This is a genomic window from Streptomyces sp. NBC_00299 (assembly GCF_036173045.1).
Classification (GTDB): Bacteria; Actinomycetota; Actinomycetes; order Streptomycetales; family Streptomycetaceae; genus Streptomyces; species Streptomyces machairae.
Genome location: NZ_CP108039.1, coordinates 7,554,441 through 7,579,989, shown reverse-complemented (window position 1 = coordinate 7,579,989; position 25,549 = coordinate 7,554,441). Strand labels below are relative to the sequence as shown.

At 71.5% G+C, this 25,549-nt stretch carries 24 protein-coding genes; 14 read left to right on the top strand and 10 right to left on the bottom strand.

Annotated features, from left to right (window positions below):
* Window positions 1–6: 6 nt before the first annotated feature.
* From OHT51_RS33845 to OHT51_RS33835, 3 genes are all read left to right on the top strand, one after another.
* On the top strand, window positions 7–792 hold the full coding sequence (locus OHT51_RS33845; RefSeq protein ID WP_328882713.1) for an SDR family oxidoreductase: 786 nt from the start codon (window positions 7–9) through the stop codon (window positions 790–792).
* A gap of 14 nt (window positions 793–806) precedes the next feature.
* Window positions 807–1,835: an L-idonate 5-dehydrogenase gene (locus OHT51_RS33840; protein ID WP_328882712.1), complete on the top strand. Its 1,029-nt coding sequence runs from the start codon at window positions 807–809 to the stop codon at window positions 1,833–1,835.
* A gap of 180 nt (window positions 1,836–2,015) precedes the next feature.
* Window positions 2,016–3,344: a hypothetical protein gene (locus tag OHT51_RS33835; protein ID WP_328882711.1), complete on the top strand. Its 1,329-nt coding sequence runs from the start codon at window positions 2,016–2,018 to the stop codon at window positions 3,342–3,344.
* Here the strand turns inward: OHT51_RS33835 and OHT51_RS33830 are convergent.
* The 4 genes from OHT51_RS33830 to OHT51_RS33815 all read right to left on the bottom strand — a co-directional run bounded on the left by OHT51_RS33830 (window position 3,298) and on the right by OHT51_RS33815 (window position 7,338).
* Window positions 3,298–3,921 carry a cytochrome b/b6 domain-containing protein gene (locus OHT51_RS33830; protein WP_328882710.1) on the bottom strand — a complete coding sequence of 208 codons (624 nt, stop codon included), beginning with the start codon at window positions 3,919–3,921 and terminating at the stop codon, window positions 3,298–3,300. The genes OHT51_RS33835 and OHT51_RS33830 overlap by 47 nt on opposite strands.
* Entirely contained in the window at window positions 3,905–4,615 is a 711-nt protein-coding gene (locus OHT51_RS33825) for a molybdopterin-dependent oxidoreductase (RefSeq protein WP_328884532.1), read from the bottom strand. Before OHT51_RS33825 ends, OHT51_RS33830 begins: the two co-directional genes overlap by 17 nt.
* Before the next feature lie 189 nt (window positions 4,616–4,804).
* Window positions 4,805–6,352, bottom strand: a complete 1,548-nt coding sequence (locus OHT51_RS33820; protein ID WP_328882709.1) for an APC family permease — start codon at window positions 6,350–6,352, stop codon at window positions 4,805–4,807.
* Window positions 6,353–6,387: 35 nt separating this feature from the next.
* Entirely contained in the window at window positions 6,388–7,338 is a 951-nt protein-coding gene (locus OHT51_RS33815) for a hypothetical protein (protein WP_328882708.1), read from the bottom strand.
* A gap of 336 nt (window positions 7,339–7,674) precedes the next feature.
* Between OHT51_RS33815 and OHT51_RS33810 the strand changes: the two genes are divergently transcribed.
* The 4 genes from OHT51_RS33810 (at window position 7,675) to OHT51_RS33795 (ending at window position 10,360) form a co-directional block, all read left to right on the top strand.
* The gene (locus tag OHT51_RS33810) at window positions 7,675–8,574 is read left to right on the top strand and encodes a DMT family transporter (RefSeq protein ID WP_328882707.1); all 900 of its coding nucleotides are present in this window, start codon (window positions 7,675–7,677) and stop codon (window positions 8,572–8,574) included.
* A 34-nt stretch (window positions 8,575–8,608) separates the two neighbouring features.
* Window positions 8,609–9,124 (top strand): NUDIX hydrolase, encoded by a 516-nt coding sequence (locus OHT51_RS33805; protein ID WP_328882706.1) that lies wholly within the window; start codon window positions 8,609–8,611, stop codon window positions 9,122–9,124.
* A 517-nt stretch (window positions 9,125–9,641) separates the two neighbouring features.
* On the top strand, window positions 9,642–10,034 hold the full coding sequence (locus OHT51_RS33800) for a YidH family protein (RefSeq protein WP_328882705.1): 393 nt from the start codon (window positions 9,642–9,644) through the stop codon (window positions 10,032–10,034).
* A complete protein-coding gene (locus tag OHT51_RS33795) occupies window positions 10,031–10,360 on the top strand; it encodes a DUF202 domain-containing protein (RefSeq protein WP_328882704.1) in 330 nt (109 codons plus the stop codon). The genes OHT51_RS33800 and OHT51_RS33795 overlap by 4 nt, the downstream gene beginning before the upstream one ends.
* Before the next feature lie 24 nt (window positions 10,361–10,384).
* Here the strand turns inward: OHT51_RS33795 and OHT51_RS33790 are convergent, their stop codons facing one another.
* On the bottom strand, window positions 10,385–11,365 hold the full coding sequence (locus OHT51_RS33790; RefSeq protein ID WP_328882703.1) for an NADP-dependent oxidoreductase: 981 nt from the start codon (window positions 11,363–11,365) through the stop codon (window positions 10,385–10,387).
* Between the two features lie 113 nt (window positions 11,366–11,478).
* Between OHT51_RS33790 and OHT51_RS33785 the strand changes: the two genes are divergently transcribed.
* The 3 genes from OHT51_RS33785 (at window position 11,479) to OHT51_RS33775 (ending at window position 14,220) form a co-directional block, all read left to right on the top strand.
* On the top strand, window positions 11,479–11,775 hold the full coding sequence (locus OHT51_RS33785) for a hypothetical protein (RefSeq protein ID WP_328882702.1): 297 nt from the start codon (window positions 11,479–11,481) through the stop codon (window positions 11,773–11,775).
* A gap of 190 nt (window positions 11,776–11,965) precedes the next feature.
* Window positions 11,966–13,000 carry a phosphotransferase family protein gene (locus OHT51_RS33780; RefSeq protein ID WP_328882701.1) on the top strand — a complete coding sequence of 345 codons (1,035 nt, stop codon included), beginning with the start codon at window positions 11,966–11,968 and terminating at the stop codon, window positions 12,998–13,000.
* A gap of 5 nt (window positions 13,001–13,005) precedes the next feature.
* Window positions 13,006–14,220: an acyl-CoA dehydrogenase gene (locus tag OHT51_RS33775; RefSeq protein ID WP_328882700.1), complete on the top strand. Its 1,215-nt coding sequence runs from the start codon at window positions 13,006–13,008 to the stop codon at window positions 14,218–14,220.
* A gap of 59 nt (window positions 14,221–14,279) precedes the next feature.
* Here OHT51_RS33775 and OHT51_RS33770 read toward each other — a convergent pair whose 3' ends face one another.
* The 3 genes from OHT51_RS33770 to OHT51_RS33760 are packed head-to-tail and all read right to left on the bottom strand — an operon-like array spanning window position 14,280 to window position 17,348.
* Window positions 14,280–14,873 carry a TetR/AcrR family transcriptional regulator gene (locus OHT51_RS33770; protein WP_328882699.1) on the bottom strand — a complete coding sequence of 198 codons (594 nt, stop codon included), beginning with the start codon at window positions 14,871–14,873 and terminating at the stop codon, window positions 14,280–14,282.
* A gap of 40 nt (window positions 14,874–14,913) precedes the next feature.
* Window positions 14,914–16,578: a class I adenylate-forming enzyme family protein gene (locus tag OHT51_RS33765; protein WP_328882698.1), complete on the bottom strand. Its 1,665-nt coding sequence runs from the start codon at window positions 16,576–16,578 to the stop codon at window positions 14,914–14,916.
* Window positions 16,575–17,348, bottom strand: a complete 774-nt coding sequence (locus OHT51_RS33760) for an SDR family oxidoreductase (RefSeq protein ID WP_328882697.1) — start codon at window positions 17,346–17,348, stop codon at window positions 16,575–16,577. The genes OHT51_RS33765 and OHT51_RS33760 overlap by 4 nt, the downstream gene beginning before the upstream one ends.
* 188 nt (window positions 17,349–17,536) lie before the next feature.
* Here OHT51_RS33760 and OHT51_RS33755 point away from each other — a divergent pair, with 188 nt between their 5' ends.
* The gene (locus tag OHT51_RS33755) at window positions 17,537–18,769 is read left to right on the top strand and encodes an exo-beta-N-acetylmuramidase NamZ family protein (protein WP_328882696.1); all 1,233 of its coding nucleotides are present in this window, start codon (window positions 17,537–17,539) and stop codon (window positions 18,767–18,769) included.
* Between the two features lie 123 nt (window positions 18,770–18,892).
* Window positions 18,893–20,248 (top strand): serine-threonine protein kinase, encoded by a 1,356-nt coding sequence (locus tag OHT51_RS33750; RefSeq protein WP_328882695.1) that lies wholly within the window; start codon window positions 18,893–18,895, stop codon window positions 20,246–20,248.
* A gap of 18 nt (window positions 20,249–20,266) precedes the next feature.
* Here OHT51_RS33750 and OHT51_RS33745 read toward each other — a convergent pair whose 3' ends face one another.
* On the bottom strand, window positions 20,267–23,062 hold the full coding sequence (locus tag OHT51_RS33745; protein WP_328882694.1) for a penicillin acylase family protein: 2,796 nt from the start codon (window positions 23,060–23,062) through the stop codon (window positions 20,267–20,269).
* A 267-nt stretch (window positions 23,063–23,329) separates the two neighbouring features.
* Here OHT51_RS33745 and OHT51_RS33740 point away from each other — a divergent pair, with 267 nt between their 5' ends.
* Both OHT51_RS33740 and OHT51_RS33735 read left to right on the top strand, forming a co-directional pair.
* Window positions 23,330–23,935 (top strand): hypothetical protein, encoded by a 606-nt coding sequence (locus OHT51_RS33740; protein WP_328882693.1) that lies wholly within the window; start codon window positions 23,330–23,332, stop codon window positions 23,933–23,935.
* A 66-nt stretch (window positions 23,936–24,001) separates the two neighbouring features.
* Window positions 24,002–24,730, top strand: a complete 729-nt coding sequence (locus tag OHT51_RS33735) for a 3-keto-5-aminohexanoate cleavage protein (protein ID WP_328882692.1) — start codon at window positions 24,002–24,004, stop codon at window positions 24,728–24,730.
* Here OHT51_RS33735 and OHT51_RS33730 read toward each other — a convergent pair.
* Window positions 24,700–25,410: a hypothetical protein gene (locus tag OHT51_RS33730; RefSeq protein ID WP_328882691.1), complete on the bottom strand. Its 711-nt coding sequence runs from the start codon at window positions 25,408–25,410 to the stop codon at window positions 24,700–24,702. The genes OHT51_RS33735 and OHT51_RS33730 overlap by 31 nt on opposite strands.
* Window positions 25,411–25,549 lie beyond the last annotated feature (139 nt).

The following is a 25,549-nucleotide window of genomic DNA, read 5'->3' as shown; positions in this document are numbered from 1 at the left end:
ACGGACATGAGCCACCCGCTCTTCGACATCAGCGGCCGCACCGCCCTGATCACCGGCTCCAGCCGGGGCATCGGGCTCGCGCTCGCCCGCGGCCTCGCGGAGGCCGGCTGCACGGTGGTCCTCAACGGACGCAACGGCGAGCGCCTCACCGAGGCCGCCGCCGAACTGGCCGACGAACTTGCCGCCGAACTGCCCGGCGACCGGATCCACACGGCCGCGTTCGACGTGACCGACGGTGCGTCGGTGGCCGCCGGTATCGCGGACGTCGAGGAGCGGGTGGGCCCGCTCGACATCCTGGTCAACAACGCGGGCATGCAACTGCGCGCACCCCTGCTGGAGTTCACGGACACGGACTGGCACCGCATCCTGGACACCAATCTCACCAGCGCGTTCCTGGTGGGCCGGGAGGCCGCCCGGCGGATGACGGAACGCGGCCACGGGAAGATCATCAACATCTGCTCGCTGCAGAGCGAGGTGGTCCGCCCCGGCATCGCGCCCTACGCCGCCACCAAGGGCGCCCTGAAGATGCTCACCAAGGGCATGTGCGCCGACTGGGGCCCCTACGGCGTGCAGGTCAACGGCCTCGGCCCCGGCTACATCGAGACCGAGCTGACCCAGCCCCTCGTCGCGGACGAGGAGTTCAGCGCGTGGGTACGGCGCCGGACCCCGGCGGGACGCTGGGGCCGTACCGAGGACCTGGTGGGCGGGGTGCTGTTCCTCGCCTCACCGGCCGCGGACTTCGTCGGCGGACAGGTGCTGTATGTCGACGGCGGCATGACGAGCGTGCTGTGAAGGAGGCCTCGGGGATGCTCGGTTGTGTGATCCACGGTCAGGGCGATCTGCGGGTCGAGGAGCTGCCGGTGCCGGTCCCCGGGCCCGGGCAGGCGCTGGTGGCCGTGCGCTACGGCGGGGTCTGCGGCTCCGATCTGCACTACTGGCGTCACGGCGGCGTCGGGGACTTCCGGCTCAGGGAGCCGATGGTGCTCGGGCACGAAGTGGTCGGGACGGTCGTGTCGTACGGCTCCCCGGACGCCTCGGGTCCCGCTGTCGGTACGGCCGTCGCGGTGCACCCGGCCACGCCCTGCGAGGTCTGCCCCGAGTGCGCGGACGGGCGGCGCAACGTCTGCCGGGACACCCGCTACCTGGGCAGCGCGGCGCGCTTTCCGCACGTCCAGGGCGGGTTCGCCGCACAGGTTGCCGTACCGGCCGGCCAGTTGAGGCCGCTCCCGGCCGGCCTCGGCCTGCGGCGGGCGGCGCTCGCCGAGCCGCTGTCCGTCGCACTGCACGCGGTGCGGCGGGCCGGTGACGTGACCGGGAGGCATGTCCTCGTGACCGGTGCCGGGCCCATCGGCTGTCTGGTGGTCGCTGCGGCGAAGGCGGCCGGGGCGGGGCGGGTCACGGTGACTGACCTGCTGCCGACGGCTCTTGAGTACGGACGGATCGCCGGCGCCGACATCCTCGTACGGGCGGACGATCCGGACGATGCCGGGTGGCCCTCCGAGGTGGACGTGGCGATCGAGGCGTCGGGGGTTGCCGCGGGGCTGGACAGCTGTCTGCGCCTCGTGCGGCGCGGTGGCGTCGTGGTGCAGCTGGGGATGCTGCCGGCGGGGCGCAGTCCGTTCGCGGGGAACCTCGTCGTGAGCCGGGAGATCGAGCTGCGGGGCGCGTTCCGCTTCGATGTGGAGTTCGACGGGGCGCTGGAACTGCTCGCGGCCGAGGCCTCGTTCGAGGGGCTGGTCAGCGCGGTGGTGCCGGTGCGGGAGGCCGAGGAGGCGTTCGCGCTCGCGGCGGACCGGAGCGGCTCGTGCAAGGTGTTGTTGGACTTCGGGGACTGAGCTGCCTGAGCGACGGGCGGCCCCGCCGGGCTTCCGCTTCCCGGGATTACGGTGCGCCGGTACCTGAACTCGCCCTGACGATCGCATAAAGCGGCTTCCCCAAGAGCGTTTTCGGCCCGATGATGAGGTGACCTCCGGAGGCTGCCGCAGCCGTCGGGGGCGTGAACATCGGGGGGCGTCATGGCGGTTTCCCTCGGGATGCGTATCTCGGGGCTGCTCGTGGTGGGGGCGGTGGCGGTGGCCGCCGCGGCCTTCACGAGTGACGGGCGTGGCAGTGCGGACGGCAGGGGCGGCGACGGTTCGGTCGTGACCGCCGGGCCGTCCGAGGGCGGCAGTGTGCCGACGGCACCGGCGGATCGCTCAGCCCCGGTGGCCCAGCAGTCGCCCAACGGCCGGGCGGGCGAGAACGCCTCCGGGCCGGCCGCTGTCCCGAGCGGGTTGCCGGGCGAGGTGGTGAGCGTGAGTCCCAGCCCTTCGCCGACCCCGTCCCCGAGCGGCAGGGGCACCGTGGGCCTCCAGGCCCCGCCATGGCTCCCGCCCGGCCCGAGTTCGCCCGACTCGGACAACGCGCCGGATCCGGCGAGCGTCTACGACCTGCTCCGAGCGCCGGAGCACTGCGAGTCCGCCCTCGGGAAGATCCCGCAGGACTCGGCGGAGGCGGAGTGGCAGCTGCTGCGCGGACTGTCCGCGGCCTGTCTGGCCGTGCAGGGCAGGGGCGGCGACTGGGACACGGCAGCCGGGGCCCATGCGGAACTCGCCGGGCGGGTGGACACCTGCAAGGGGCGTGCCGCGTACGCCGTCCTCGGTGGCCTGCTGGACTTCCACCGGCGGCACCCGGGCGGCACCGTACGGCTCGCGGCCAGACCGGGCGGCACACCGGCGTGCGGCTACCGGATCGCGGGCGTCGACACGGGCGGCGACGGCGAGGCGCGGCCCGGCGACACGATCGGCATCGAGCTGACCGGCACCTACTTCGACCATGCCGAGCTGCTGCAGGACGCGAGCGTGAGCATCGGCGGGCTGGTGGTACCGGGTGTGCCCGTCCTGAAGTCCGAGTCGGGTGACCGGCTGGTGCTGTCCGTTCCTGTACCGCCCCTGGAGCCGGGCCCGGCCGAGGTCGCCGTCCGGCACGCGGGCACCGAGGTCCGGCTGCCGGCGGCCTTCACGGTCACGGGCCCGGACACGGTCGAGGAGCCGGGCACGGGCACGGAGGCCACCGATGAGCCGGGGTCGCCGGCCGGGGCGGCTGTGTCGGATCTCGGGGCATGGCTGTCATCGCTTGGCGCGGAGGTGCCTGATGGCGGCGGCAGATCTTTGTCATCGCCCGGCACGAAGGCGCCAGACCTCGGCGGACCGGCGTCCTCGCCCGGCCCGGAGATGCCGGGCGGTGGCACAGCTCAGCCCACCGACCTCGGCCTTCGGGACTCTCAGGTAGCCCTTCAGCCGGTCGCCGTGCAGCCCGTCATGGCCGCCACCGTGAATGCTCCCGCTCCGCCCACTCCCGGCTGACCGAGCCCGTCCGCATGCCCCGGCGGGCCTCCGGGTCGCCCAGGGCCATGCCGATGTGGCCGGCGAGGACGATGCCGATGGTGAGGGCCAGCCAGTCGTGGACGAAGGTCGCGCTGGTGCGCCACTCCAGAGGAGTGAGGTGGGTGAACCACATGATGAGGCCGGTGCCGACCATCACCAGTGTCGCGCCGGCGATCCACGCGGCGTAGATCTTCTGTCCGGCGTTGAACTTGCCCGCCGGACGGCACGCGGGCCGCTTGTCGCGGTGCAGGGCGGCGCGCAGCCAGACGCGGTCGTGCGGGCCGAAGCGGTTGAGGAAGCCGAGGTCGGCGCGGAAGAAGCGGGAGGCGAGGCCGGCCAGGACCGGCACGGGCAGGGCGAGGCCGGCCCACTCGTGGATACGGACCACCAGTTCGCGGCGGCCGACGAGCTCGGCGAGCTGCGGGATGTACAGACAGGCCGCGGTCACCACGCACACGCCCATCAGCGTGGCCGTCGTGCGGTGCACCCAGCGGGTGGCCGGGCCGAAGCGCCGGACGTCCGTGGACCGGCCGGGGGCGTCAAGTCGTAGGCTCATCGTCGCGTCCGTTCGAGCGGCCGACCCAGGCGTCGACGTCGTAGCCCCGTTCCTCCCAGTAGCCCGGTTGCACGTCCTCGGTGACGGTGATGCCGGAGAGCCACTTGGCGGACTTGTAGAAGTACATGGGTGCCACATAGAGGCGGACCGGGCCGCCGTGGGCGTGGTTCAGGTCCTTGTCCTGCATGCGCAGGGCCACCATGACGTCGGCGCGGCGGGCCTGGTCGAGGGTGAGGCTCTCGCTGTAGGCGCCGTCGAAGCAGGTGAAGCGCACCGCCCCGGCACCCTTGCGCACTCCCGCGGCGTCGAGGAGGCGGGACAGGCGCACGCCCTCGAAGGGGGTGTCGGGGACCCGCCAGCCGGTGACGCACTGGACGTCGCGCACCATCCGGGTCTGCGGCAGGGCGCGCAGGTCGGCCAGCGTGTAGGTCCTGGGGCGGTCGACCAGGCCGTCGATGGTGAGGCGGTAGGTGGTGGCGTTCTTGCGGGGGACGGAAGAGGTCACCGAGTAGTAGCGGAAACCGCCGCCGTTGGGCAGCAGGTCGGTCAGGCCGGTGGGGTCCTTGTCGGACGCGCTAGCGAGGAAGGACTCCATCCCGCGCTGCAGGACGGGCGCGGTGACCACGCCGAGGGCGCCCAGGCCCAGGGTGCCGAGGAGGACGCGGCGGCCGATCGGTTTGCCCTTCTGCCCGATCTGCTCCTCGCCCTGCTCCCTGCCCTGCTCCTCGCCCTGTTCCTCGTCCTGTTCTCCGCCCTCGTGCTCGGGCTGTTCGCGGTTCACGTACTCATTCGAACACCCGCGACCCCGGCCGGACCAGGGATCGCGGGTGCTCGTCAGGTTTCCGTAAGCACTTCTTACGCGGCTCTCGCGCGCGGATGCCGGCTACGGCGTCTTCGCCGCCGCCTTGTCCAGCTGGAACGCCTCGTTGCCGAGCCCGATGCGGGCGTACCGCTCGGGTGCGCGGGAGCGCAGGAGCAGGCCCTGCAGCACGCCGACGACCAGCGCGAGGACGATGACGGCGGGCAACGCCCAGTTCAGGGCCGAGTCCGGGCCCGCGCCGATCAGGACGTCGAAGTCCTTGACCGTGTAGACGACGATGAACAGCAGCCCGACGACCGAGAGCCCGGAGGCGGCCAGCCGCCAGAACTGGGCGGCGACGGCCCCGCGGCGCACGAAGAAGGCGATGACGGAGACCGACGCGGCGGCCATCAGCGCGGCGACACCCAGCGCGCCGAGGTTGCCCATCCAGGTGAACAGGTGCAGCACCGGTGCGGTCGGGTCGCCCGTCGGCTTGTCGTCGGTGAGCGCGAAGGCGGCGACGACCACGAGGGAGATCGCCGTCTGCAGCAGCGAACCGGTGCCGGGGGCGCCGCTCGCGCCGCTGGTGCGGCCGAAGGCGGACGGCAGCAGGCCCTCGCGGCCCATGGCGAAGGCGTAGCGGGCAACGACGTTGTGGAAGCTGAGCATCGCCGCGAACATGCCGGTCACGAACAGCACGTGCAGGACGTCGGTGAAGCCGGCGCCGAGGAGGTCCTCGGTGAGGAAGAACAGCAAACCTGCGCTCTGCTCTCCCGCGGTGCCGACGATGGCGGAGGGCCCCGCGGCGACGGTGTACGCCCAGCAGCTGATCGTGTAGAAGACGGCGATGCCGCCGATGGCGAGGAACATCACGCGGGGCACGAGGACGTGCGGGCGGCTGGTCTCCTCGGCGTAGACGGGGGCCTGCTCGAAGCCGAGGAAGGCGGCGACGCAGAAGCACAGGGCGGTGCCGATGCCGGCGCCGGTGAGGGTGTCCGGGTTGAAGGCGTGCAGCGACAGGCCCTCCTTGCCGGGGTCGGCGATCGCGGCGACGTCGAAGATGACCACGAGGGCGACCTCGATGATCAGCAGGACGCCGAGCACGCGCGCGTTGAGGTCGATCTTCAGCCAGCCGAGACCGCCGACGAGGAGGACGGCCGCCAGCGCCGGTATCCACCAGGCGACCTCCGTGTCGAGGTAGGTGGCGAACAGCCCGGAGACCTCGAAGCCGAAGATGCCGTAGATGCCGACCTGGAGGGCGTTGTAGGCGACGAGCGCGACCATCGCGGCGCCGGCGCCTGCGGTGCCGCCGAGGCCGCGGGAGATGTAGGCGTAGAAGGCGCCGGCGTTGTGGACGTGCCGGCTCATCTCGGCGTATCCGACGCTGAAGAGCGCGAGGACCAGGCCGAGGATCACGAAGAGGAGCGGCTGCCCGACGACACCCATCACCCCGAAGGTCGTGGGCATGACACCCGCGACCACCATGAGGGGTGCCGTCGCGGCGAGCACGGACAGCAGCAGGCCCGTCGTGCCCAGCCGGTCGGCGCGCAGGGCCCGGTCCTGTCCCTTGAACGTACTGATCCCGCCACTGCCGGCGGTGGCTCTGCTCGTGCTGGAACTGCCCGTGGTCATCGGGGACCGTCCTTGGGTCGACTGCGGTTGGGGCGTTACGCCGTGCCGAGCGCGGTGTCGCGTGCGGCACGGAAGGCGGGATACGGCTCGCGGTCCGGGTACGACCACGGCGACGGGGTGGCGTGCTCGCCGATGCGGTGGAACAGGGCGGCGGCCTCGGCGCCGCGGCCCTCGCAGACCTTGGCGTGGGCGAGGTAGTTCAGGTCGACCAGACGGCGCGGGTGCCCCTCCTGCTCCCACTCCAGCCACCAGTCGAAGGCGGCCCGCATCACCTGCCGGGCCCGGCGGCCGGCCCAGTGCCCGGAGGTGGCCGCGTCGGGCTGCTCGCGCCCCGCCCCCGCGAGGACGCGGTAGCGCTCGGCGTGGGCGATGACCGGGAGGACGGCGAGCGGGGAGTCGGCGGGGGCCCGCTCGGCGGCCGCGTTGGCGAAGTCGTACACCTCGTGCAGCGGGTCGGGACCGGCGCCGGTGTGGCGTTCGGCGAGCCGGGCGACCATCAGGTGGTGGGCGTGGTGGTGGTCGGCGTACCGGGCGCCGACCTCGCCGAACAGGCGCCACACCGCCTCCTCGGCGCCGAGTGCGCTCTCCAGCATGAGCAGGCCGAGCCAGGGGGTGGGGTCGGCGGGCGCGAGCGCAGCAGCGGCGTGGCACGACTCACGGGCGCGGACGGGCTTCTCCTTGCCGCGCAGGGCGCGCTGGACCTGGGCGAGGGCGAGCAGGACGGCGGCGTCGGCGGAGTCGGGCTCGGCGAGCAGCCAGTCGCGGGTCCAGGGGACGCAGTACGGCTCCTGCGCGAGGACGGTGACGCGGTGCCCTCTGCGGTCCCAGTCGTCGCCGGTCCGGGCGAGCAGCGAGCGGGCCGACTGCCATCTGCCCTGGGCCAGCGCGGCGCGGGCGGCGGCGAGCTCGGCGTCGTCCAGGGCCGCGTCGAAGGTGTGGGATGCGCGCTTGCGGCCGCGGCCGAGGGGTGGCGGGGGTGGGGACACCGGTTCTGGGTTCTGTCGGGGGAAGAATGTGAGGAAAGAGCGTGACCTGTCATCGAGCGATCACGCACAGCAAACCCGCAGCCAATGGTTCGCGTCAAGGGCCGTCGAGGCGTTACACGCGTCAACTGGTGTTACTGATGGGGCAGTTGATGCGTTCAACAGCCACACACCTTGCCTTAAATGTCGGAATTGTTCAGAGTGTGTGGCGTACGTCATGGCGTAGCCGGACCAGGAACCGCACGATGGGGAGCCTGCGCATGCCGGGCCTTGGGCCGCTACAGTCGGCCCTTACGCACCCCGTCCCCTCACCCCGGCAGGATGATCGAGGTACGCAGCGTGTCGCTTCTGATCCTGATGCTCGCCGTGAGTGCCGCCTGCTGCCTGGGCTTCGGCTTCGTACTGCAGCAAAACGCGGCCCAGAAGGCGCCGCTGAACGACTTCCTCTCCCCCCGGATCCTCCTCGACCTGATGAAGGTGCCCCGCTGGCTGGGCGGCATCGGGCTCATGGTGGCCGGCATGGCGCTCGGCGCGATGGCGCTGGGCCAGGGCGAGATCTCCCTCGTGGAACCGCTGCTGGCGACGAACCTGCTCTTCGCGCTCGCTCTCTCCCGCCGCCAGACCAAGCAGCCGTTGGGCCGCCAGGGCTGGACGGGACTCGCGCTGCTCGCGGGCGGTGTCACGGCCTTCATCATCGCCGGACAGCCGCACGGCGGGGCGGCGCCCAGCGGCCCCTTCCGGCAGTGGCTGATCATCGGCGTCATGATCGGGGCGGCGCTGCTGCTCACGGCGTATGCGAAGCGTTCGCGGCTCAGGGCCGGTCCTGCGCTGCTGGCCACGGCCGCCGGTCTGCTGTACGGCGTGCAGGACGCGCTGACGCGCCTGACCGGGCAGCGTTTCGCCGAGGGCGGCATGGCGGAGGTCCTCACCAGCTGGCAGCCGTACGCCGTGGTGGCGCTCGGCCTCACCGGGCTGATCCTCGTCCAGAGCGCGTTCGAGACGGCATCCCTGCGGATGTCCCTGCCGGCCCTGACCGCGGCCCAGCCGCTGGCCGGCATCCTGTGCGGCGTCGGCTTCCTCGGCGACCGGCTGCGCGCCGACTCGGGCGCGCTGGCGTGGGAGGCGGCGGGGCTCGCCGCGATCGTGGTGGGCATCATCATGCTCGGCACGCATTCGGCGATGCCGAGCGGCGTGAAGCAGCCCCGGCAGGTTGCCGTGGCGGCGGTTCCGGCGCGCTGACCGTGCGAGCGGCCGCCCTGGTTGGATGGCCCCCATGAGCGCTGCTGACGAGATCCTCGACATCGTCGACGAGCACGACCAGGTCGTCGGCCGGTCCCGGCGCGGCGAGGCCTACGCCAAGGGGTTGCGCCACCGCTGCGTCTTCATCGAGGCCCGGGATTCGGAGGGCCGCCTCTTCGTACATCGCCGCACGCCCACGAAGCTGGTCTTTCCCTCGCGGTACGACATGTTCGTCGGCGGGGTGGTCGGCGCGGGCGAGTCGTACGACGACGCCGCGCTGCGCGAGGCCGAGGAGGAACTCGGCGTCAGCGGCCTCCCCCGCCCCACCCACCTCTTCAAGTTCCTCTACGACGACGGCGCCGGGCAGACCTGGTGGTCGGCGGTGTACGAGGTCCGCTGCGAGCTGCCGGTGCGCCCGCAGCCGGAGGAGGTCGACTGGCACGACTTCCTGCCGGAGGCCGAGGTGGAACGGCGGCTGGCGGACTGGACGTGGGTACCGGACGGCCTGGCGGCGTACGAGCGCCTCAAGGCCCACCGGGCGGCCGGCTGAGCCCACCGGGCGGCGGGCTCGCGGGCGCGTCGACGGGGTGCGCCCCTGACCCAGGGCCCTGGCGGACGTGCCGCGGGCTCGGAGAGGCAGCGGGACAGCCGCAACACCTCCACCTCCGGGAGCACCCGGGCCGCCTCGACGGCCCCGGTCATGGCTCGGGCAGGGCCGCCTCCGGGCCGCCCGCGACCTTCCTCAGCACGCCGGTCATCCGCGCCGTCGCCACCACGTCGGACACGCCCTGGGGCAGCCCCGTCCGCCCCCTTGAAGCACTCCTCGCCGACGCTGCACTCGGACGCGCCCCCCTCCGAAGCCGGCGCTCGCGCCCCCCCTGCGCACACCCGCCGCCCGCGCCATCGCCACCGCCATTGCGGCTGCCACGTGCCCGGGCAGCCCACCGTCTCCGCCCCTGGCCGCACCGGCCTGCTGCCGGTCCGCGCCGGGGCGGTCCGTCCCGGGGCGGGGCGTGCCGGGCGGTGCCGGAACGCCCCTGTCCGTGGCCCCGGATAGGGTCGGGCATGTGATCGAGTTCGTACGGAACGTCCGGCTGTGGTTTGCGCCGCAGGAGATCCGGCAGGAGGGCGGCACGCCCGACTACCGGTTCTCGCTGGCCAACGAGCGCACTTTTCTGGCCTGGCTGCGTACCGCGCTCGCGCTCGTCGGCGGTGGCTTCGCGGTGGACCAGTTCCTGCCGGACCTGCGCTGGGGCTGGCGCGTGGGGCTGGCGCTCGCGCTGCTCGCGGCCGGCGTGCTGTGTTCGTTGCGTGCGGTCAACCACTGGGTGCGCTGCGAGCGAGCGATGCGGCGGGGCGAGGACCTGCCGGTGTCGCGGTTTCCGGCGGTGCTGAGCCTGGTGGTCGCGGTCGTGGCCATCGCGATGGTCGTCGTCGTGCTCGTGGGGTGGGAAGGGTGAACCCCGGGGCGGTCGCCGAGCCCGTCAGGGATCCGGGACTTCAGCCCGAGCGGACGCGCCTCGCATGGCGCCGTACGACCCTGTCCGGCACCGTGGCCGCCGTACTCGCCGTGAAGGCCGCACTGCACGGCGCCGTCTCGGTGGTCGGGCTCCTCGTCTGCGCCCTGTGCATCGGGCTGTGGCTGGGCTTCCTGGCCCTCGCCCACCGCCGCATCCGCGTCCTCGCCTCGTCCGCCGAGCCAGCGGCGTTGGCCCCCCGGCATGCCACGGCCACGGTCCTTTTCACCCTGGCCCTGGCCATCTGCGGCGCCGCCCTGGTCCTCTGAGACCCGCGTTCGGCTACGGCCCGCTCACTCCGCCCCCTGCCACAGCCCCTCCGGCGCCACCGGCTCCTCCTCCGTCTCCCAGTCCACCGTCACCACGATCTTGCCCCGGGTACGGCCCTCCTGGTTGAGCCGGTGCGCGTCCGCCGCCCGCTCCAGCGGGAACGTCTCCGAGACGTGCACGGACACCACCCCCTCCTCCGCCAGCTCGGACAGCCGCAGCAGGTCAGCCGCATCGGGGCGGACGAAGTAGTAGCGGCCCCCGTAGTCGAAGACGTCCGGGTCGGCGATGGACACCAGGCGGCCCTCGGGGGCCAGCAGGTTGGCCGAGGCCTTCAGCGCGTCGCCGCCGACCGTGTCGAACGCGGCGTCCACGCCCTCGGGCGCAATCCCCCGCACCCGCTCGGTCAGGCCGTCGCCGTACTCGACCGGCTCACCGCCGAGACCGCGTACGAAGTCATGGTTGTGCGCGCTCGCCGTACCGATCACCCGGGCACCCAGATGGCGGGCGAGCTGGACGGCGATCGAGCCCACGCCGCCGGCGGCGGCGTGCACCAGGACCGTCTCGTCGCGCTTGACCTGGAGGACCTTGGTCAGCACCTGGAACGCCGTCAGCCCCACCAGCGGCAGACCGGCCGCCTCCTCCCAGGTGAGGTTGCGGGGCTTGCGCGCGAGGGTGCGTACGGGCGCGGCGACGTACTCGGCGAAGGTGCCACGGGAGAGCACGTCCTCACGCACATAGCCGATGACCTCGTCACCGACGCCGAACTCCGTGACGGACACGCCCGGCTGAACGACAACGCCGGCTACGTCCCAGCCGGGGACGACCGGGAAGACCGGCTCCAGCATCCGGTCCATGTAGCCCTCGCGGCACTTCCAGTCGACCGGGTTGACCGCGGCCGCCCGCACCTTCACCAGCACGGAGTCGGGGCCGACGCGCGGATCGCGCAGATTCCCGTATGCGAGCTCGTCGGGCCCGCCGTAGCGTGTGTAGCTGATCCCCTTCATGGGTTCGACCCTCCGGGCTGGGAGGGCGCCACGCAAGCCCGAATAACCCGATATGCGCCGTTTGCGTGGCAGCCTGTCCGACGTCACAACCCGCACCTTCGAAGGTGAGCACCATGACCACCATGCACGTGGAACACCCTTCCCACACGCACGCCCACGGTCCGGACTGCGGGCACACCGCGGTGCCGCACGGCGACCACACCGACTACGCGCACGACGGTCACCTCCACAGGGAGCACAGCGGTCACTGGGACGAGTGCGAGACGGACGGGCACGTCGCGCACGACGGCCACACCCATCAGCACGGCGCCGACTGCGGGCACGAGAGCGTCCTGCACGGCGACCACGTCGACTACCTGCACGACGGCCACCGGCACGCCGCCCACGCAGGCCACTGGGACGACCACTGATCCCACGGGCGGCCCTGACCGACCGGCCCCGTTCTGGCCGAGAACGCACTCCTGACAGCTCCCCGACGCACCGCGCGGGGGGCTGTCGGCCTATCGTGGCCCCGATCACGTTCGGCTCCCCCACTGGACGACATACCGACTGGTCGGCATCATGAGTCAGGTCTCGTTCACCTGCCCTTAGGAGCCCTGTATGAGCCCCGACCATCCGCCCGGCCTCGACCTGGACCGGCTGCGCGGCCTGCTCGAGCGCGAGCGGCCCGGTCTGGCACACGGTCCGCTGACCGGCCGGCTCATCGAGGGCGGACGGTCGAACCTCACGTACATGGTCTCCGACGGCACCTCGCAGTGGGTCGTACGACGGCCCCCGCTCGGCCACGTCCTCGCCACCGCGCACGACATGAAGCGCGAGCACCGGGTCATCAGCGCGCTGCACCCGACGGACGTGCCGGTGCCGCGGCCTGTGCTGCTGTGCGAGGACGAGGAGGTGCTCGGGGCGCCGTTCTACGTCATGGAGTTCGTCGAGGGCACCCCGTACCGCACGGCCGACCAGCTCGCCCCGCTCGGCGCGGAGCGCACCCGGGGCGCGGCGCTGTCGCTGGTGGACACGCTCGTCGAGCTGCACGCGGTGGATCCGGCGTCGGTGGGCCTTGACGACTTCGGCCGGCCCGAGGGCTTCCTGGACCGCCAGCTGCGCCGCTGGGGCAAGCAGTTGGACGCCTCCCGCAACCGCGACCTGGCCGGCATCGACGAGCTGCACGTGACGCTCGGCCGCAGGCTGCCGGCCTCTCCCGCGGCGACGGTGGTCCACGGCGACTACCGGCTGGACAACGTCCTCATCGGTGACGACGACAAGATCAAGGCGATCCTCGACTGGGAGATGTCGACGCTGGGCGACCCGCTGACCGACCTGGGTCTGCTGGTCATGTACAGCATGCCGCTGGGCATGCCCGACTCCCCCGTCTCCACGACCGCCGAGGCCCCCGGGCATCCGGAACCGGCCGAACTGATCGAGCGGTACGCCGCGCGCTCGGGGCGCGACGTCTCCGCGGTCTCCTGGTACACGGCGTTCGCCTGGTTCAAGCTCGCCGTGATCCTGGAGGGCATCCACTACCGCTACACGCTGGGCCAGACGGTCGGCCGCGGCTTCGACCGCATCGGCGACCTGGTCCCGGTCTTCATCGAGCACGGCCTGAGCACACTTCAAGACGGAATCCAGGAGGGCTGACGGACATGGACTTCGCGTTCGACGCGCGCACCGAGGAACTGTGCGCCAAGCTCCTCGCCTTCATGGACGAGTACGTCTACCCCGCCGAGGCGGTCGCCGAGGAGCAGCGGGCCGAGCTGGCGTCCCCGTGGGACACGCCGGCCGTGGTGGAGGAGCTCAAGGCCGAGGCGCGCAGGCAGGGCCTGTGGAACCTCTTCCTGCCGGACCGGGAGTACGGGGCCGGGCTCACCAACCTCCAGTACGCCCCGCTCGCCGAAATCACCGGACGCTCCCCGCACCTGGCACCGACGGCCACGAACTGCGCGGCGCCCGACACCGGGAACATGGAGGTGCTGTCCCAGTTCGGCGACGAGCAGCAGAAGAAGCAGTGGCTGGAGCCGCTGCTGGCCGGTGAGATCCGCTCGGCGTTCGCGATGACCGAGCCGGACGTGGCCTCCTCGGACGCCACGAACATCACCACGCACATCGAGCGGGACGGCGACGAGTACGTCATCACCGGTCGCAAGTGGTACATCTCCGGGGCGATGAACCCGGACTGCAAGATCCTCATCGTGATGGGCAAGACGGACCCGGACGGCGAGGACATCCGCCGTCAGCAGTCCATGGTCCTGGTGCCCCGGGACACCCCGGGCGTCACCATCAAGCGCGCGATGCAGGTCTTCGGCTACGAGGACCACTCCCACGGCGGCCACGCCGAGGTGATCTTCGACCACGCGCGTGTGCCGGTTTCCAACCTCGTCGGCGAGGAGGGCGGCGGGTTCGCCATCGCGCAGGCGCGGCTCGGTCCGGGCCGTATCCACCACTGCATGCGGCTGATCGGCATGGCCGAGCGGGCGATCGAGCTGATGTGCCGCCGGGCGGTGTCCCGCAACGCCTTCGGCAAGGCGCTGGCCCAGCAGGGCGTGGTCCACAACTGGATCGCCGACGCGCGGGTGACGGTCGAGCAGCTCCGTCTGCTGGTCCTGAAGACGGCCTGGCTGATGGACACCGTCGGCAACAAGGGTGCCCACACGGAGATCCAGTCCATCAAGATCGCCACGCCGCGGGCGGTCGTCGACATCATCGACCGGGCGATCCAGTTGCACGGGGCGGGGGGTGTCAGCCAGGACTTCCCGCTCGCGGAGCTGTACGCCGGGGCGCGGACCCTGATGATCGCCGACGGGCCGGACGAGGTGCACCAGCGGTCGCTGGCTCGGCGGGAGTTGAAGAAGTACCTGTAACGGGACGCAGGTGAGGGGCGGTCGCAAGAGCGACCGCCCCTCACCCGTACCCGCAGTCCTCAGGGCCGCAGCGCCCGCAGCAGCAGGTCCGCCAAGTGGTCCGCGACCTCCTGGGGGCTCATCGGGCCGTCGGGGCGGTACCAGGTCGACAGGTGGTGGACGGAGCCGAAGTGGTAGTCCACGACGAGGTCCGCCGGGGTCGCCGTGGAGAAGACGCCCGTCTCCTGGCCCTCCTCGACGAGCGCGCGGAAGCGCTCGTGGTAGCGCCGCCGCTCGGCGCGCACCTGCTTGTTCTTCTCCGGGCTGAGATGGTGCATCGAGCGGAAGAAGATCATCGCGTCGTCGAGGTTCTCGATGGTCGTCACCACGACGTCCGCCGCCGCTCCCCGCAGCCGCTTCTCGATGGGCTCGTCGGCCCCCGCGAAGGCATCGAGCCGCTCCTGCTGAACGCGCAGCACGCGCGCGTACACCTCGTGCAGGAGGTCGTCCTTGGAACCGAAGTAGTGGTACAGCGCCCCCTTGGTGACGCCGGCCGCCTCGACGATCTCCTGCACCGAGGTGCGGTCGTAGCCGCGCTCCGCGAAGAGCCGGGTGGCGGCGGCGAGCAGCCGCTGCGGGACGGGCGTACCGTCACCGTCCGTCGTCCTGGCCACTGTGCCGCCACCTGCCCTTCCGAGATTTTCCTGCTTGCGTCTAGCCGTCGTTCGCACGGGAACGAAGTTCCCGACGGAGGATCTTCCCACTTGCCGTCTTGGGCAAGTCCGGCAGGATCTCCACCTGACGCGGATATTTGTAGGCGGCCAGTCTCTCCTTGCAGTAGGCAGCGAGTGTGTCGGGGTCCGTTTCCGCACCCGGACGGAGGCTGATGTACGCCTTGACGGTCTCCCCGCGGTACCCGTCGGGCACCCCCACGACGGCCGCCTCGCGCACCGCCGGGTGCGTGTAGAGCACGTCCTCGACCTCGCGCGGCCACACCTTGAAGCCGGACGCGTTGATCATGTCCTTCTTGCGGTCGACGACGTACAGCCAGCCCTCGGCGTCCATGAAGCCGATGTCCCCGGTGCGCAGTTCGCCGTCGGGGAAGGTCTCGGCGGTGGCGTCGGGGCGCCGCCAGTAGCCGGGCACGACCTGCGGCCCGCGCACCACGATCTCGCCCTGCTCGCCGAACGGCACCTCCTGGCCCTGCTCGTCGACGATCCGTACGACCGTCTCGGGGCCCGGCAGCCCCACGGCCAGCGTCCCGGAGGCCGGGTCGACGGGGGCCTCCAGGCCGGGCGGGACGGAGGCGCAGGGGGCGGTGCACTCGGTGAGGCCGTAGCCGTTGCGGATGTACGGCCCGAAGCCGGCCCGGAACTTCTCCACCAGGGCGGGCGGCACGGGGGCGCCGCCCGAAGAGATGTTCACGAAGGAGGAGAAGTGCTCCGGGGTGACGGCCGGGTGGGCGGCCAGCGCCATGAAGGCCGTCGACGGGCCGACCGTGTAGTGCGGCCGGTGCTCGGCGAACGCGTCCAGCACGACACCCGCGTCGAAGCGGTACGTCAGCACCAGCGTGCCCGCGCTGTTGAGGCTCGCGCCGAGCTGGCAGACCATCCCGGTGATGTGGAACAGGGGCGCCAGCGCGTAGTACACGGGCGCGTCCGGCAGGCCGAGCCCCGTCCGCTGGCGCTCGGCGTTGTACATGACGTTGCCGTGCGTGTTGGTGGCGCCCTTGGGGGTGCCGCTCGTACCGGAGGTGTAGCTGATCAGCGCGATGTCGGACGGGCCGAGCTCACGCCCCTGCGGCGCCTTGTGGCCGGCGCGGGCGACGGCCGTCAGGTCGTCGGCGTCCTCGGCGCCCGGCAGTCGCTCGAAGGTCAGCACGCGCTCGTCGCCCCGCGTCTGGAAATCCAGCTCACAGCCGGTGAGCACGATCCGCACCGGCGAGTCGGCCGCGGTCTCGCGCAGGTACGACTCCCAGGCCCGGTCCGAGCAGATCAGCGCGGCCACTTCCCCGTCGCGCAGGACATGGCCGACCTCCCCCGACTTGTACATGGGGTTGACCGGCACGACGACCGCCCCCGCCTTCCAGGCGCCGAGCAGGGCGATCACGAAGTGCGGGGAGTTCTGCAGGAGGATCGCCACCCGGTCGCCGCGCTCCAGGCCACGGGCGGCGAGGTGCCCGGCGACGGAGTCGCTGAGCTCGTCGACCTCGCGGTAGGTGAGCCGGCCGTCGAAGTAGGCGAGGAAGACGCGCTCCGGGGTCTCGGCGACGGCCCGGCGCAGGGCGTGCACGAGCGAGTCCGCCGGTGCGATCGGGGCGCGCTGGACGTCGGTGAGCAGGGCCACCCAGGGCTTGGCCGCGTACGGGGATTCGGTCACCGGGCTTCCTCCCACTTCTGCTGGAGGTGGTTCATGTTGGTCAGCCAGCGGTCCGGCTCGGCGGCCCGCGCCTGGTAGTACCCGGAGACCTCGGGGTGCGGCAGGATCAGGAAGCGGTCCTCCGCCATGCCCTTGAACAGGGCGTCCGCCACGTCCTGTGGCGCGATGGCGGTGGGCTTGAGCACCAGGTCACCCGCGCTGCCGGTGGCGTCCAGCATGTCGGTGCGCACGCCCTGCGGGCAGATGGCGTGCACCTTGACGCCGCGGTGGCGGTACGTCAGCGACAGGTACTCGGCGAAGGCATAGGCGCCGTGCTTGGTGACGGCGTAGGGCGCGGCGCCGATCATGGTGAGCAGTCCGGCGGCGGAGACGGTGGAGACGAAGCGTCCGCTGCCGCGCTCCAGCCAGGCGGGGAGCAGTTCGTTGGCGGCACGCACGTGTGCCATCACATTGACGTCCCAGGACGTCGACCAGGCCTTCTCGTCGAGCGGCTGTCCAGGGTCGTCACCTCCGAAGGCGACACCGGCGTTGGCGCAGTAGACGTCGACCGTGCCACCCAGCGCGTCCCGGGCATCGGCGACGACGGCGGAGGCATCACCGGCGACCGCGATGCCGCCGATCTCCTCGGCGACCGCCTTCGCCTTCCCCGCGTCCAGATCGTTGACGACGACACGAGCCCCCTCGGCGGCAAAGCGCCGGGCCAGCGCAGCCCCGATGCCACCTCCAGCCCCGGTCACGACGACTCCGGCACCCTGAACGGCTTCCACCATCGGTCTCCTTCGACTGCGGCTCTGCTATGACGACCAGACTAACCGGTCGGTATGTGACACGGAAGGGCGACGGCAGCGCCCTCCAGGGGCGCGGGGCCGTATCGATGTGCGGCTCCGCCGCGTGGGCGCGACAAGCCACAAACGACGGCACCTTCCCCACACCCTGCGGGAGCAATACCGTGCCCCTCATGCGCCTATCCAGACGAGCTCTCCTCGCAGCGACCACGGCAGCAACCGCACTCTCCGCCGCACCCCCGGCCTCAGCGACCCAGCACCGCCTGCGGACCGGCTTCGAGAACCTCGCCGCAAACGGCTACGCGGCCCTGCGGGGCCAGAGCGTCGGAATCGTCACCAACCCCACCGGCGTGACCCGCGACGTCCGCCACATCGTAGACGTCATGCACGCCGACGAGAGGGTGAACCTGACGGCCGTCTTCGGCCCCGAGCACGGCTTTCGCGGCACCGCCCAGGCGGGCGGCTCCGAGGGCCGCTACGACGACCCGGCGACCGGACTCCCGGTCTACGACACGTACCTGAAGAGCGGCCGGCCCCTCGCCGGCATCTTCACCGCGTCCGGCGTGGACACGGTGGTCTTCGACATCCAGGACGCGGGCGCCCGCTTCTACACCTACATCTGGACGCTCTACGACTGCATGGAGGCGGCCCAGCTGGCCGGCAAGCGCTTCGTCGTACTGGACCGGCCGAACCCGGTGACCGGACGCGCGGCCCAAGGCCCCGTCCTCCACAAGGAGTTCGCCACCTTCGTCGGCCGCCAGCCCATTTCCCAGGCGCACGGCATGACGGTCGCCGAGCTGGCGCGGCTGTTCAACGGGGAGTTCCTCACCACTCCGGTGGCGCTGGAGACCGTACGGATGACGGGCTGGAAGCGGTCCGGGTTCTACGACGCCTGGGGCCTGCCGTGGGTGCCGCCGAGCCCGAACATGCCGACGCCGGACACCGCGCTCGTCTACTCCGGCACCTGCCTCTTCGAGGGCACGAACCTCTCGGAGGGACGCGGCACCACCCGCCCCTTCGAGCTGCTGGGCGCTGAAGGCATCGACGGACGCTGGGCGGCGGCCGCGAACGAACTCCGGCTCCCCGGCGTGCGCTTCAGGGAGGCCTACTTCGCGCCCACGTTCTCCAAGTTCCAGGGCAAGACCATCGGCGGCGTACAGCTCCACGTCCACGACCGCGCCGCCTACGACCCCGTCCGCACCGGCATCGCCCTGCTGGTGACCGCCAAGAGGGCCTGGAGTGGCTTCAGTTGGCGTCCGGACAACTGGATCGACAAGCTCACCGGCTCCACGCAGGTCCGCACGATGATCGACGCGGGCGCGAGCGCCGACGAGGTGGTGGCGGGCTGGCAGGGGGAGCTGACGGCGTTCCGGCGGGTGCGGCGGGAGTACCTCCTGTACAAGTGAGCGCCCCGTGCTCATGGCCCCCACGGCGGGTTACACGGATGGGTGATGACGTATGGCCAATCCCGCCCGGTAGCAGGACGATGCGCCCGTATCGCACCACTTCGGGGGACGAGGGGGCCCGTCATGGCGGAACCGGCAGTGAGCGTGACTCCTTACTGGGAGCTGACCTTCGACGCGGACGGCGATCCGGACTCCGGGAAGCGGGACCGGCTGCTGGCACAGGTGGCGCAGCACCACGTCCGTGATCTGATCGTCTTCGCGCACGGCTGGAACAACGACCGCTCGGTGGCGACCCGGCTCTACGACCGTTTCTTCGCACCGATCCCGCAGCTCGCCCCGGCGGCGAAGATCGGGTACGTGGGCGTGGTCTGGCCCTCGATGAGGTTCGCGGACGAGCCGATCCCGGACTTCCCGCGGGCGGTGGCGGCCGAGCTTCCGCGTCGTCCGGCGCTCGACAAGGACACGCGGCACGCGCTGCTGGAGACCTTCCCCGGGCGGGCGACCGTGATCGACCAGATCGCGCGGCTGTTGGACCAACAGCCGCGCGAGGAAGCCGAGTTGGAGGAGTTCGGACGGCTGGTGCGGATGCTGGTGGACGTCGTTCCGCCGGGACCGCAGGTGCTGTTCGCGGCGGACACGCTGGCGGAGGGCGTGCCGCAGAACTCGCCGGACATGCTCTCGGGGCCGGTGACGGCGGTGTGCGAGGAGTTCGCGCGGGCGCTGGCGCATCTCGAAGCGCCGGACAGAACTCCGGAGGGCAGCGCGCCCGACCCCGTGCCCGACGGTGCGGCCTCGTTCTCGCTGCCGAACCCCTGGGAGGGTGCGCACGAGCTGCTGCGGCAGGCCACGTACTACGCCATGAAGCGGCGCGCCGGAACGGTCGGTGAGCGTGGGCTCGGAAGGGTGGTCGGGCAGCTGGCCGGGCGGGCGCCCCAGGTGCGGGTGCATCTGGTCGGGCACAGCTTCGGAGCGCGGCTGGTGTCGTTCGCGCTGCGCGGGCTGCCGAAGGGCGTGCGCACGGTGAAGTCGGTGACGCTGCTCCAAGGCGCCTTCTCGCACTACGCGTTCGCGTCCCGGCTGCCGCACGACGCGCGCGCGGGCGGGGTGCTGGAGGGCCAGCAGAACCGCATCGACGGACCGCTGGTGTGCTGCCACTCGCGGCACGACTCGGCCCTGTCGACGGTGTATCCGCTGGCCTCCCGCATGGCGGGGGACGCGCGAGGGGTCGCGGCTGTCGACGTCGGCCGGATGCTGGGCGTCAAGTGGGGCGCGTTGGGGCACGGCGGGGTGCAGGCGGTGCCGGGGACTCGGTCGTTCAAGCTGGCCGACGCGCTGAAGGCGAAGCTGCCCACCTCGGGGTGCGTGAACGTCGACGCGGCGGCGGTCGTCAAGCGCGGGGGGCCGCCGGCGGGGGCGCACAGCGACATCGTGCACCGGGAGCTGGCGCAGGTGGTGCTGGCGGCGGGCCGCATCAAGTGACCCGCCGCCACCTTGCCGTCACCGGTGTGACGTGAACTCCACCACCTGCTGATACGTCGGCCGGTTCTGCCAGCTGATCCTGCCGTGCTTGATGCCGCCCAGGGTGCGCTGGACGATCGAGTCGGCACACCACTGGTCGCCCGCCGAGCACTGGTCGTCGCCGGGGTAGACCTGGGCCGCGGTCTTGCCGGCCGCCTCCTTCAGGGTGCCGATCAGGAGGTCCCGGCAGGCGCTGAGGCTGCCGCCGCCGCAGTACTTGCGGTCGAGCGGCCCCTGGACCGACTCACCGAGCACGGCGCGGATGTCCTTGTCGACGTAGGACCACCAGCCGTACTGGAAGGCGCTTCCGGCGTGCGCGCCGGTCGGGCCGTGGGCGGCCGACGGGGACTCGTCGATGGGCAGGTTGTCCGTCATCGCGGCATACAGCTCGCTGCCGAGGCCCGGTTCGAACTGGGCCTTCACCAGCAGCGGCCACCACGCGTCGAGGATGCGGATCGCGTCGGCGTCGGCGTACTTCTTCGAACCGGCCGACGTCTCGGTGCGCTTGCCGCCCGCCGACAGCCACGTCCGCAGCTTGCTCATCGCCGCCGAGGCCGTCGGGTCGGTCACCGGGGAACTGGTGACGACCTTGAGCAGGTCCGGGAGTACGTCCTCGGCACGCAGGTCGGCAAGGCCCGCGTCGGCCATCGCCTTCACCAGCGAGGCCCGGGTCACGCCGCCCGCGTCGACCAGCTTGCGCACCCGGTCCTCAAGCAGGTTGCCGCGGTGGACCGAGCCGCCGCCCCAGGGTGCGGTCGTGTAGTCCTTGGCCTGTTTGTTGTTCCAGGAGACGTAGTAGTCCTGGTCGATGGAGTTGGGGTGGGCCGAGGGCGGGGTGTACTGCGCCGTGTTCGTCGCCGGATCCCAGTTCCGCCACTCGTAGGCCGACTGTGCCCACACGGGGAACTCCGCGTCGACGCCGGTCGCCCGCACCGGGTTGTCGCCGCTGTTGTAGTAGGCGGTGTGCTCGGAGTCGGCGTAGAACCAGTTGAAGGTGTAGTTGATGTGCTGCACCGCCTTCTGGAAGTCCTCCGGGCCCTTGACGTAGTCGGGGTCGTTCAGCATCTGGAAGCCGATGATGGAGTCGGCTTCGTGCAGGTAGGAGGAGCGCAGGGTGGTGTAGGCGACCTTCTTGCCGCCGACGGTCGCGCGGTGCGTGACGGGGCCGTACTTCGTCCGCCAGACCCGCATCGTGTACGAGCCCGCGGGGGTGCTGTCGGCCGTCGTCGGCTTCCAGGCGTTCTTCTGCTCGATCTTCTCCATCGCCGTGCAGGTGCCGCGGTACAGGTAGTGGTGGTCGTCCTGGCACAGCTCGACGGCGTAGGTGTCGATGATGTCCTGGCCGGACGTCGTGGCGCTCCATGAGTAGTCCTGGCCGCGGCCGAGCTCGACGTACATGCTCAGGCCCGCGAAGGAGGCTCCGCGGGCGCTGATGCCGGGGCCCTGGATCTCCTGGAGCAGGAGGAGCTGGGGTGCGAAGTAGCCGGTCTGCGGGCCGAAGACGGCGACCGGGTGGCCGCTCGCGGTGTGCTCGCCGCTCACCACCAGGGCGTTGGACATGCCCCGCTTCGCCGAGGTCATCGCGGTCTCGGCGGCCTTGGCGGAGGCGCCGGCCGCGGCGGAACCGGCCGCGCTGCCGGTGCGGTCGTACACGAGCTGTTCCTCGGCGACCGAGCCGGCGTCGGGCAGGGCCTCGCCCTGTGGGTTCTCGGGCTTGGTGGCGTACGGGAAGCTCTTGTCGTGGACGGTGACGACGGCCTCGGGGTCGTTGCGCTCGCGGAACGACTCCCAGAGCTCGGTGCCGTCGGCCACACCGTACTTCTCCTGGGCGGCGAGCAGGGAGATCGCGTTGTTGACCTCGCCGCCGCCCCCGGAGCCGAACAGGGCACCGATCACGGAGCCCAGGGCGACCATGTCGGTCAGCTTGAAGTGCTCGATCGTGCCGGCGTTGGTGACGGAGTCCTTGTGACCGGTCAGGACGTACTCGCCGGGGAAGTAGCGGCCGCTGTCGGAGGCGTCGATGTAGGCGTTGATGCCGTCGAGATAGGCCTTGGCGTCGGCGAGGGCCAGCTGCCCGCGTTCGCCGTTCGAGGCGACGGCGCTGTCGATCTGCGTCTGGAGGTCGGCCTCGGTGTACGGCGCGTGACGCCAGAACTGCTGCTCCAGGCCCTGGTTGGACGGCGCGCCGCCCGCGAAGGAGGTCAGCTGCCCGCGTCCGACGTGCCGGAAGACGTCCATCAGCCACAGCCGGTCCTGGGCGGCCGCATAGCCGGCGCCGAACTCCGTGCCGTATCTGGTGGTACCGGTGATGTGCGGCACACCCGTCTTCTTGTCACGGACGATCGTCACGTCGCCGCGCCCGGCGGGATTCACGGTGGAGGCGACTTGATCGGACGGGACGCCGAACGAGGCGTCGTTGAAGAAGTTGTTGATCGTCGCGTTGGTGAGGCCGGAGTGGCCCTTGGCCAGGTCGGCATAGGGACCCAGCTGGTCGGAGGCGTGTTCGGGCATCGTGCCGAAGGCCTGGTTGAGCAGGATCTGGGCGAGGGTTGCGTTGCCGTTCTGGCCCGGCGGAAGGATGTCGGAACACTGGTTCCCGCAGTGGTCGGCGGCCTCCGTCGCCTCGGCCGGCGCCTCGGGCGCGGCGACCGCCGGGGAAAATGGCGACAAAAGACCGGCGATCAGAACGCATATGGATGCGGTCTTCAGGAACCCGTGGAATCTGCCGGGAGTTCTCAGTCTGACTAAGGCGTTGCGTGGGGTACGCCGTGGCATGGCCGCTCCTACCGACGAGGGTGAGCCGGGATGTTACCGGCGGTATCCCCGAGATTGAAGATGAACATGCGTCATGTTTGGGGAGTCGCCAGGGAACGCGACAGAGACCGCGCGAGGGAGCGTTATGGAGGCCATCGGAAATCGGATGGAGCGGGGATGGAGCCGAATCGCTTGTCGATACGTCTATTCGTCAACGTCGCGCGAAGTCCGTGCGGCGACGCCGAAGTGACCGAAGTACAGGTGCAGGTGTGACGGAGGTGCAGGGCGATGGCCGGTTTCCGGAGTCTGGCGAGACAGGTGCGCGACCCGCGGTGCGATCTGGCGCTTCGGCGCTACTCGCTGCGTAAGTGCCTTGAGCGTTTCGCTCCTTACGGGCACAGGGCGACCTGGGACCACTTGTGCTCCCGGGCAGGGTTCGGTCCGGAGGACCGGTCCCCCGATCCGGCGCGGCTCGTGGCTGCGTTGGACGAGCTGGAGGAAGCGCGTTCGGTCTGGCTGGCCTACGAGGTCGAGTTCGCCGAGCGACGCAGGAAAGAAAAGCACGACGGACTGCGCAGGCCGGGCAGCGTGGACGACTGGCACCGGCTGACCTGGGGCGGTTTCGGAGTCGCCTGGTGCGACAACCCCCGGGTCCACCCCGATGAACCACTGGCCGAGGTGCTGCGCCGGCTGATCTCCGCGCTGGAACGCGATCCGGGTTGCGAGTGCCCGGTGTGCGGCGGGGAGCGACTGGTCTGGCAGTACGACCTGGCCCATGAACCGTCGTCGGGCCCAGTCTGCACGGACTGCGGAATCGTGGTGCCGCGTCCGGTTCTCACGCCGGAAGCGCTGGCGGCGTCGCGGCGCGAGCGGCGGTTGTTGGTGTCCGCCTAGTACGACGGGGGTGCGCCGGGGATGCCGCACCCCCCATTGCCCACCCGTCACTGGCACCATCGAGCCATGATCCAGGTGTGTCTGAACGGGTCCCGAGGAGCGGGCGACGGTGCGATGGTGCCGCTCTCGCCGGATGCGCTGGCGGACTGCGCGGCCGAGGCCGTCGCGGCCGGGGCCACTGACCTCCATGTCCATCCCAAGACCCCCTGCGGTGGGGACAGCCTGTCGCCGCGCGTGCTCGCACCGACGCTGGTGGCGATCCGGGCGCGGGTGTCGGTGCCGGTCGGGGTGACGACGGGTGCCTGGGCGGAGCCGGAGCCCGAGAAGCGGCTGGAGCGCATCCGGAGCTGGACCGTGCTGCCGGACCACGCCTCGGTCAACTGGCATGAGGAGGGCGCCGAGGAGATCGCCGCGGCGCTGATGGAGCGCGGCGTCGGCGTCGAGGCCGGCATCTGGTCCGGCACGGACGGGGCGGCCCGGTTCGCGGCCTCGCCCCTGGGGCCAAAGGTGCTGCGGGTGCTGGCGGAGGTGACGGACACGTCGGCCGAGACGGCCGAGGGGACCGCGCACACGCTGCTGACCGACCTGGGCCCGGCGTTCGGCCGCCCGGTGCTGCTGCACGGGGAGGACGCGGGTGCCTGGCCCGTGCTGCGGCTGGCGGGACGGCTGGGGCTGGCGACGCGCATCGGCCTGGAGGACACGCTGGTCCTTCCGGACGGGGAACGGGCGGCCTCCAACGCCGAGTTGGTGGCCGAGGGGCTGGCTCAGTACAGGTGGGCCCAGCGCTCGTCGTAGGGCAGGTCGAGGAGTTCGGCGCGCGTCGCGAGGTCGTACTCGCCCGCCTCGTGCAGGCGTGCGGCGCCGGGACCCGAGAGCCAGGTGCGCAGGTCCGTGAGCCCGGCGTCCGCGGTGTCGTCGTACCACCAGCAGAAGGGTGAGGAGTCGGACAGCAGGTCGCAGAGCCAGACGTCGGCGCAGCGAGCGAGGTGCGCATCGGCGACCCGGCCGCGACCCCACCCCGCGAGGAAAGGGGTCACTGTCCTGGCGATCGTGGCGCAGGTGTCGAAGATGTCGTCGATGCCGTACGGCGGCTCGGGCGACGCCAGGGCGGCCTGCCACCAGGCGTGCAGGAACGTCTCGATCGCTGTGGCCTGCTCGGCCGGCCAAAGGCGCCAGTCCACCCGGGACAGCCCATGACCCCCGTGACCGATCGCGCCCGGGACGCCGTCGGCCATCGCCCGTGCCGCCTGCGGCAGCAGGCGGCGCATCACGGCCGCGTGGTCGTCGAAGTGGTCGGGCACCTCGAAGAGGAAGTACCACACCACGTCCTCGGGGATGGGCACGTCCGGCGTACGCAGGTACGCGATCTCCCCGGGCGCGTGGCAGTAGCCGCAGCCGGTCTCGTCGGGGCTCGCGAATCCGCTGAAGACGGTGTCGATCTGGGCGAGGGCTGCGTCAAGGGCGGCTGAGGACATGGTGGGTCGGTCCCGTCAGGACTCCGTGCACGGCAGCGGGCCGCCGGCCGAAGATCGCGACGATAGCAGGCGGTAATCCGGTCGCTCCATCCCTTTCCCGTCCGGACAGTTGGGGGCGATGAAACCCGTCTGAGCAGCA

What these genes read in the sequence shown, in the direction of transcription:
- OHT51_RS33830 (WP_328882710.1), bottom strand. Translation starts at nt 3,921, where the DNA reads ATGAGCCTACGACTTGACGCCCCCGGCCGGTCCACGGACGTCCGGCGC.
- OHT51_RS33760 (WP_328882697.1), bottom strand. Translation starts at nt 17,348, where the DNA reads ATGGTGGAAGCCGTTCAGGGTGCCGGAGTCGTCGTGACCGGGGCTGGA.
- OHT51_RS33780 (WP_328882701.1), top strand. Translation starts at nt 11,966, where the DNA reads ATGAGCCCCGACCATCCGCCCGGCCTCGACCTGGACCGGCTGCGCGGC.
- OHT51_RS33750 (WP_328882695.1), top strand. Translation starts at nt 18,893, where the DNA reads ATGGCGGAACCGGCAGTGAGCGTGACTCCTTACTGGGAGCTGACCTTC.
- OHT51_RS33745 (WP_328882694.1), bottom strand. Translation starts at nt 23,062, where the DNA reads ATGCCACGGCGTACCCCACGCAACGCCTTAGTCAGACTGAGAACTCCC.
- OHT51_RS33775 (WP_328882700.1), top strand. Translation starts at nt 13,006, where the DNA reads ATGGACTTCGCGTTCGACGCGCGCACCGAGGAACTGTGCGCCAAGCTC.
- OHT51_RS33785 (WP_328882702.1), top strand. Translation starts at nt 11,479, where the DNA reads ATGACCACCATGCACGTGGAACACCCTTCCCACACGCACGCCCACGGT.
- OHT51_RS33840 (WP_328882712.1), top strand. Translation starts at nt 807, where the DNA reads ATGCTCGGTTGTGTGATCCACGGTCAGGGCGATCTGCGGGTCGAGGAG.
- OHT51_RS33845 (WP_328882713.1), top strand. Translation starts at nt 7, where the DNA reads ATGAGCCACCCGCTCTTCGACATCAGCGGCCGCACCGCCCTGATCACC.
- OHT51_RS33835 (WP_328882711.1), top strand. Translation starts at nt 2,016, where the DNA reads ATGGCGGTTTCCCTCGGGATGCGTATCTCGGGGCTGCTCGTGGTGGGG.
- OHT51_RS33730 (WP_328882691.1), bottom strand. Translation starts at nt 25,410, where the DNA reads ATGTCCTCAGCCGCCCTTGACGCAGCCCTCGCCCAGATCGACACCGTC.
- OHT51_RS33805 (WP_328882706.1), top strand. Translation starts at nt 8,609, where the DNA reads ATGAGCGCTGCTGACGAGATCCTCGACATCGTCGACGAGCACGACCAG.
- OHT51_RS33740 (WP_328882693.1), top strand. Translation starts at nt 23,330, where the DNA reads ATGGCCGGTTTCCGGAGTCTGGCGAGACAGGTGCGCGACCCGCGGTGC.
- OHT51_RS33790 (WP_328882703.1), bottom strand. Translation starts at nt 11,365, where the DNA reads ATGAAGGGGATCAGCTACACACGCTACGGCGGGCCCGACGAGCTCGCA.
- OHT51_RS33735 (WP_328882692.1), top strand. Translation starts at nt 24,002, where the DNA reads ATGATCCAGGTGTGTCTGAACGGGTCCCGAGGAGCGGGCGACGGTGCG.
- OHT51_RS33820 (WP_328882709.1), bottom strand. Translation starts at nt 6,352, where the DNA reads ATGACCACGGGCAGTTCCAGCACGAGCAGAGCCACCGCCGGCAGTGGC.
- OHT51_RS33755 (WP_328882696.1), top strand. Translation starts at nt 17,537, where the DNA reads ATGCGCCTATCCAGACGAGCTCTCCTCGCAGCGACCACGGCAGCAACC.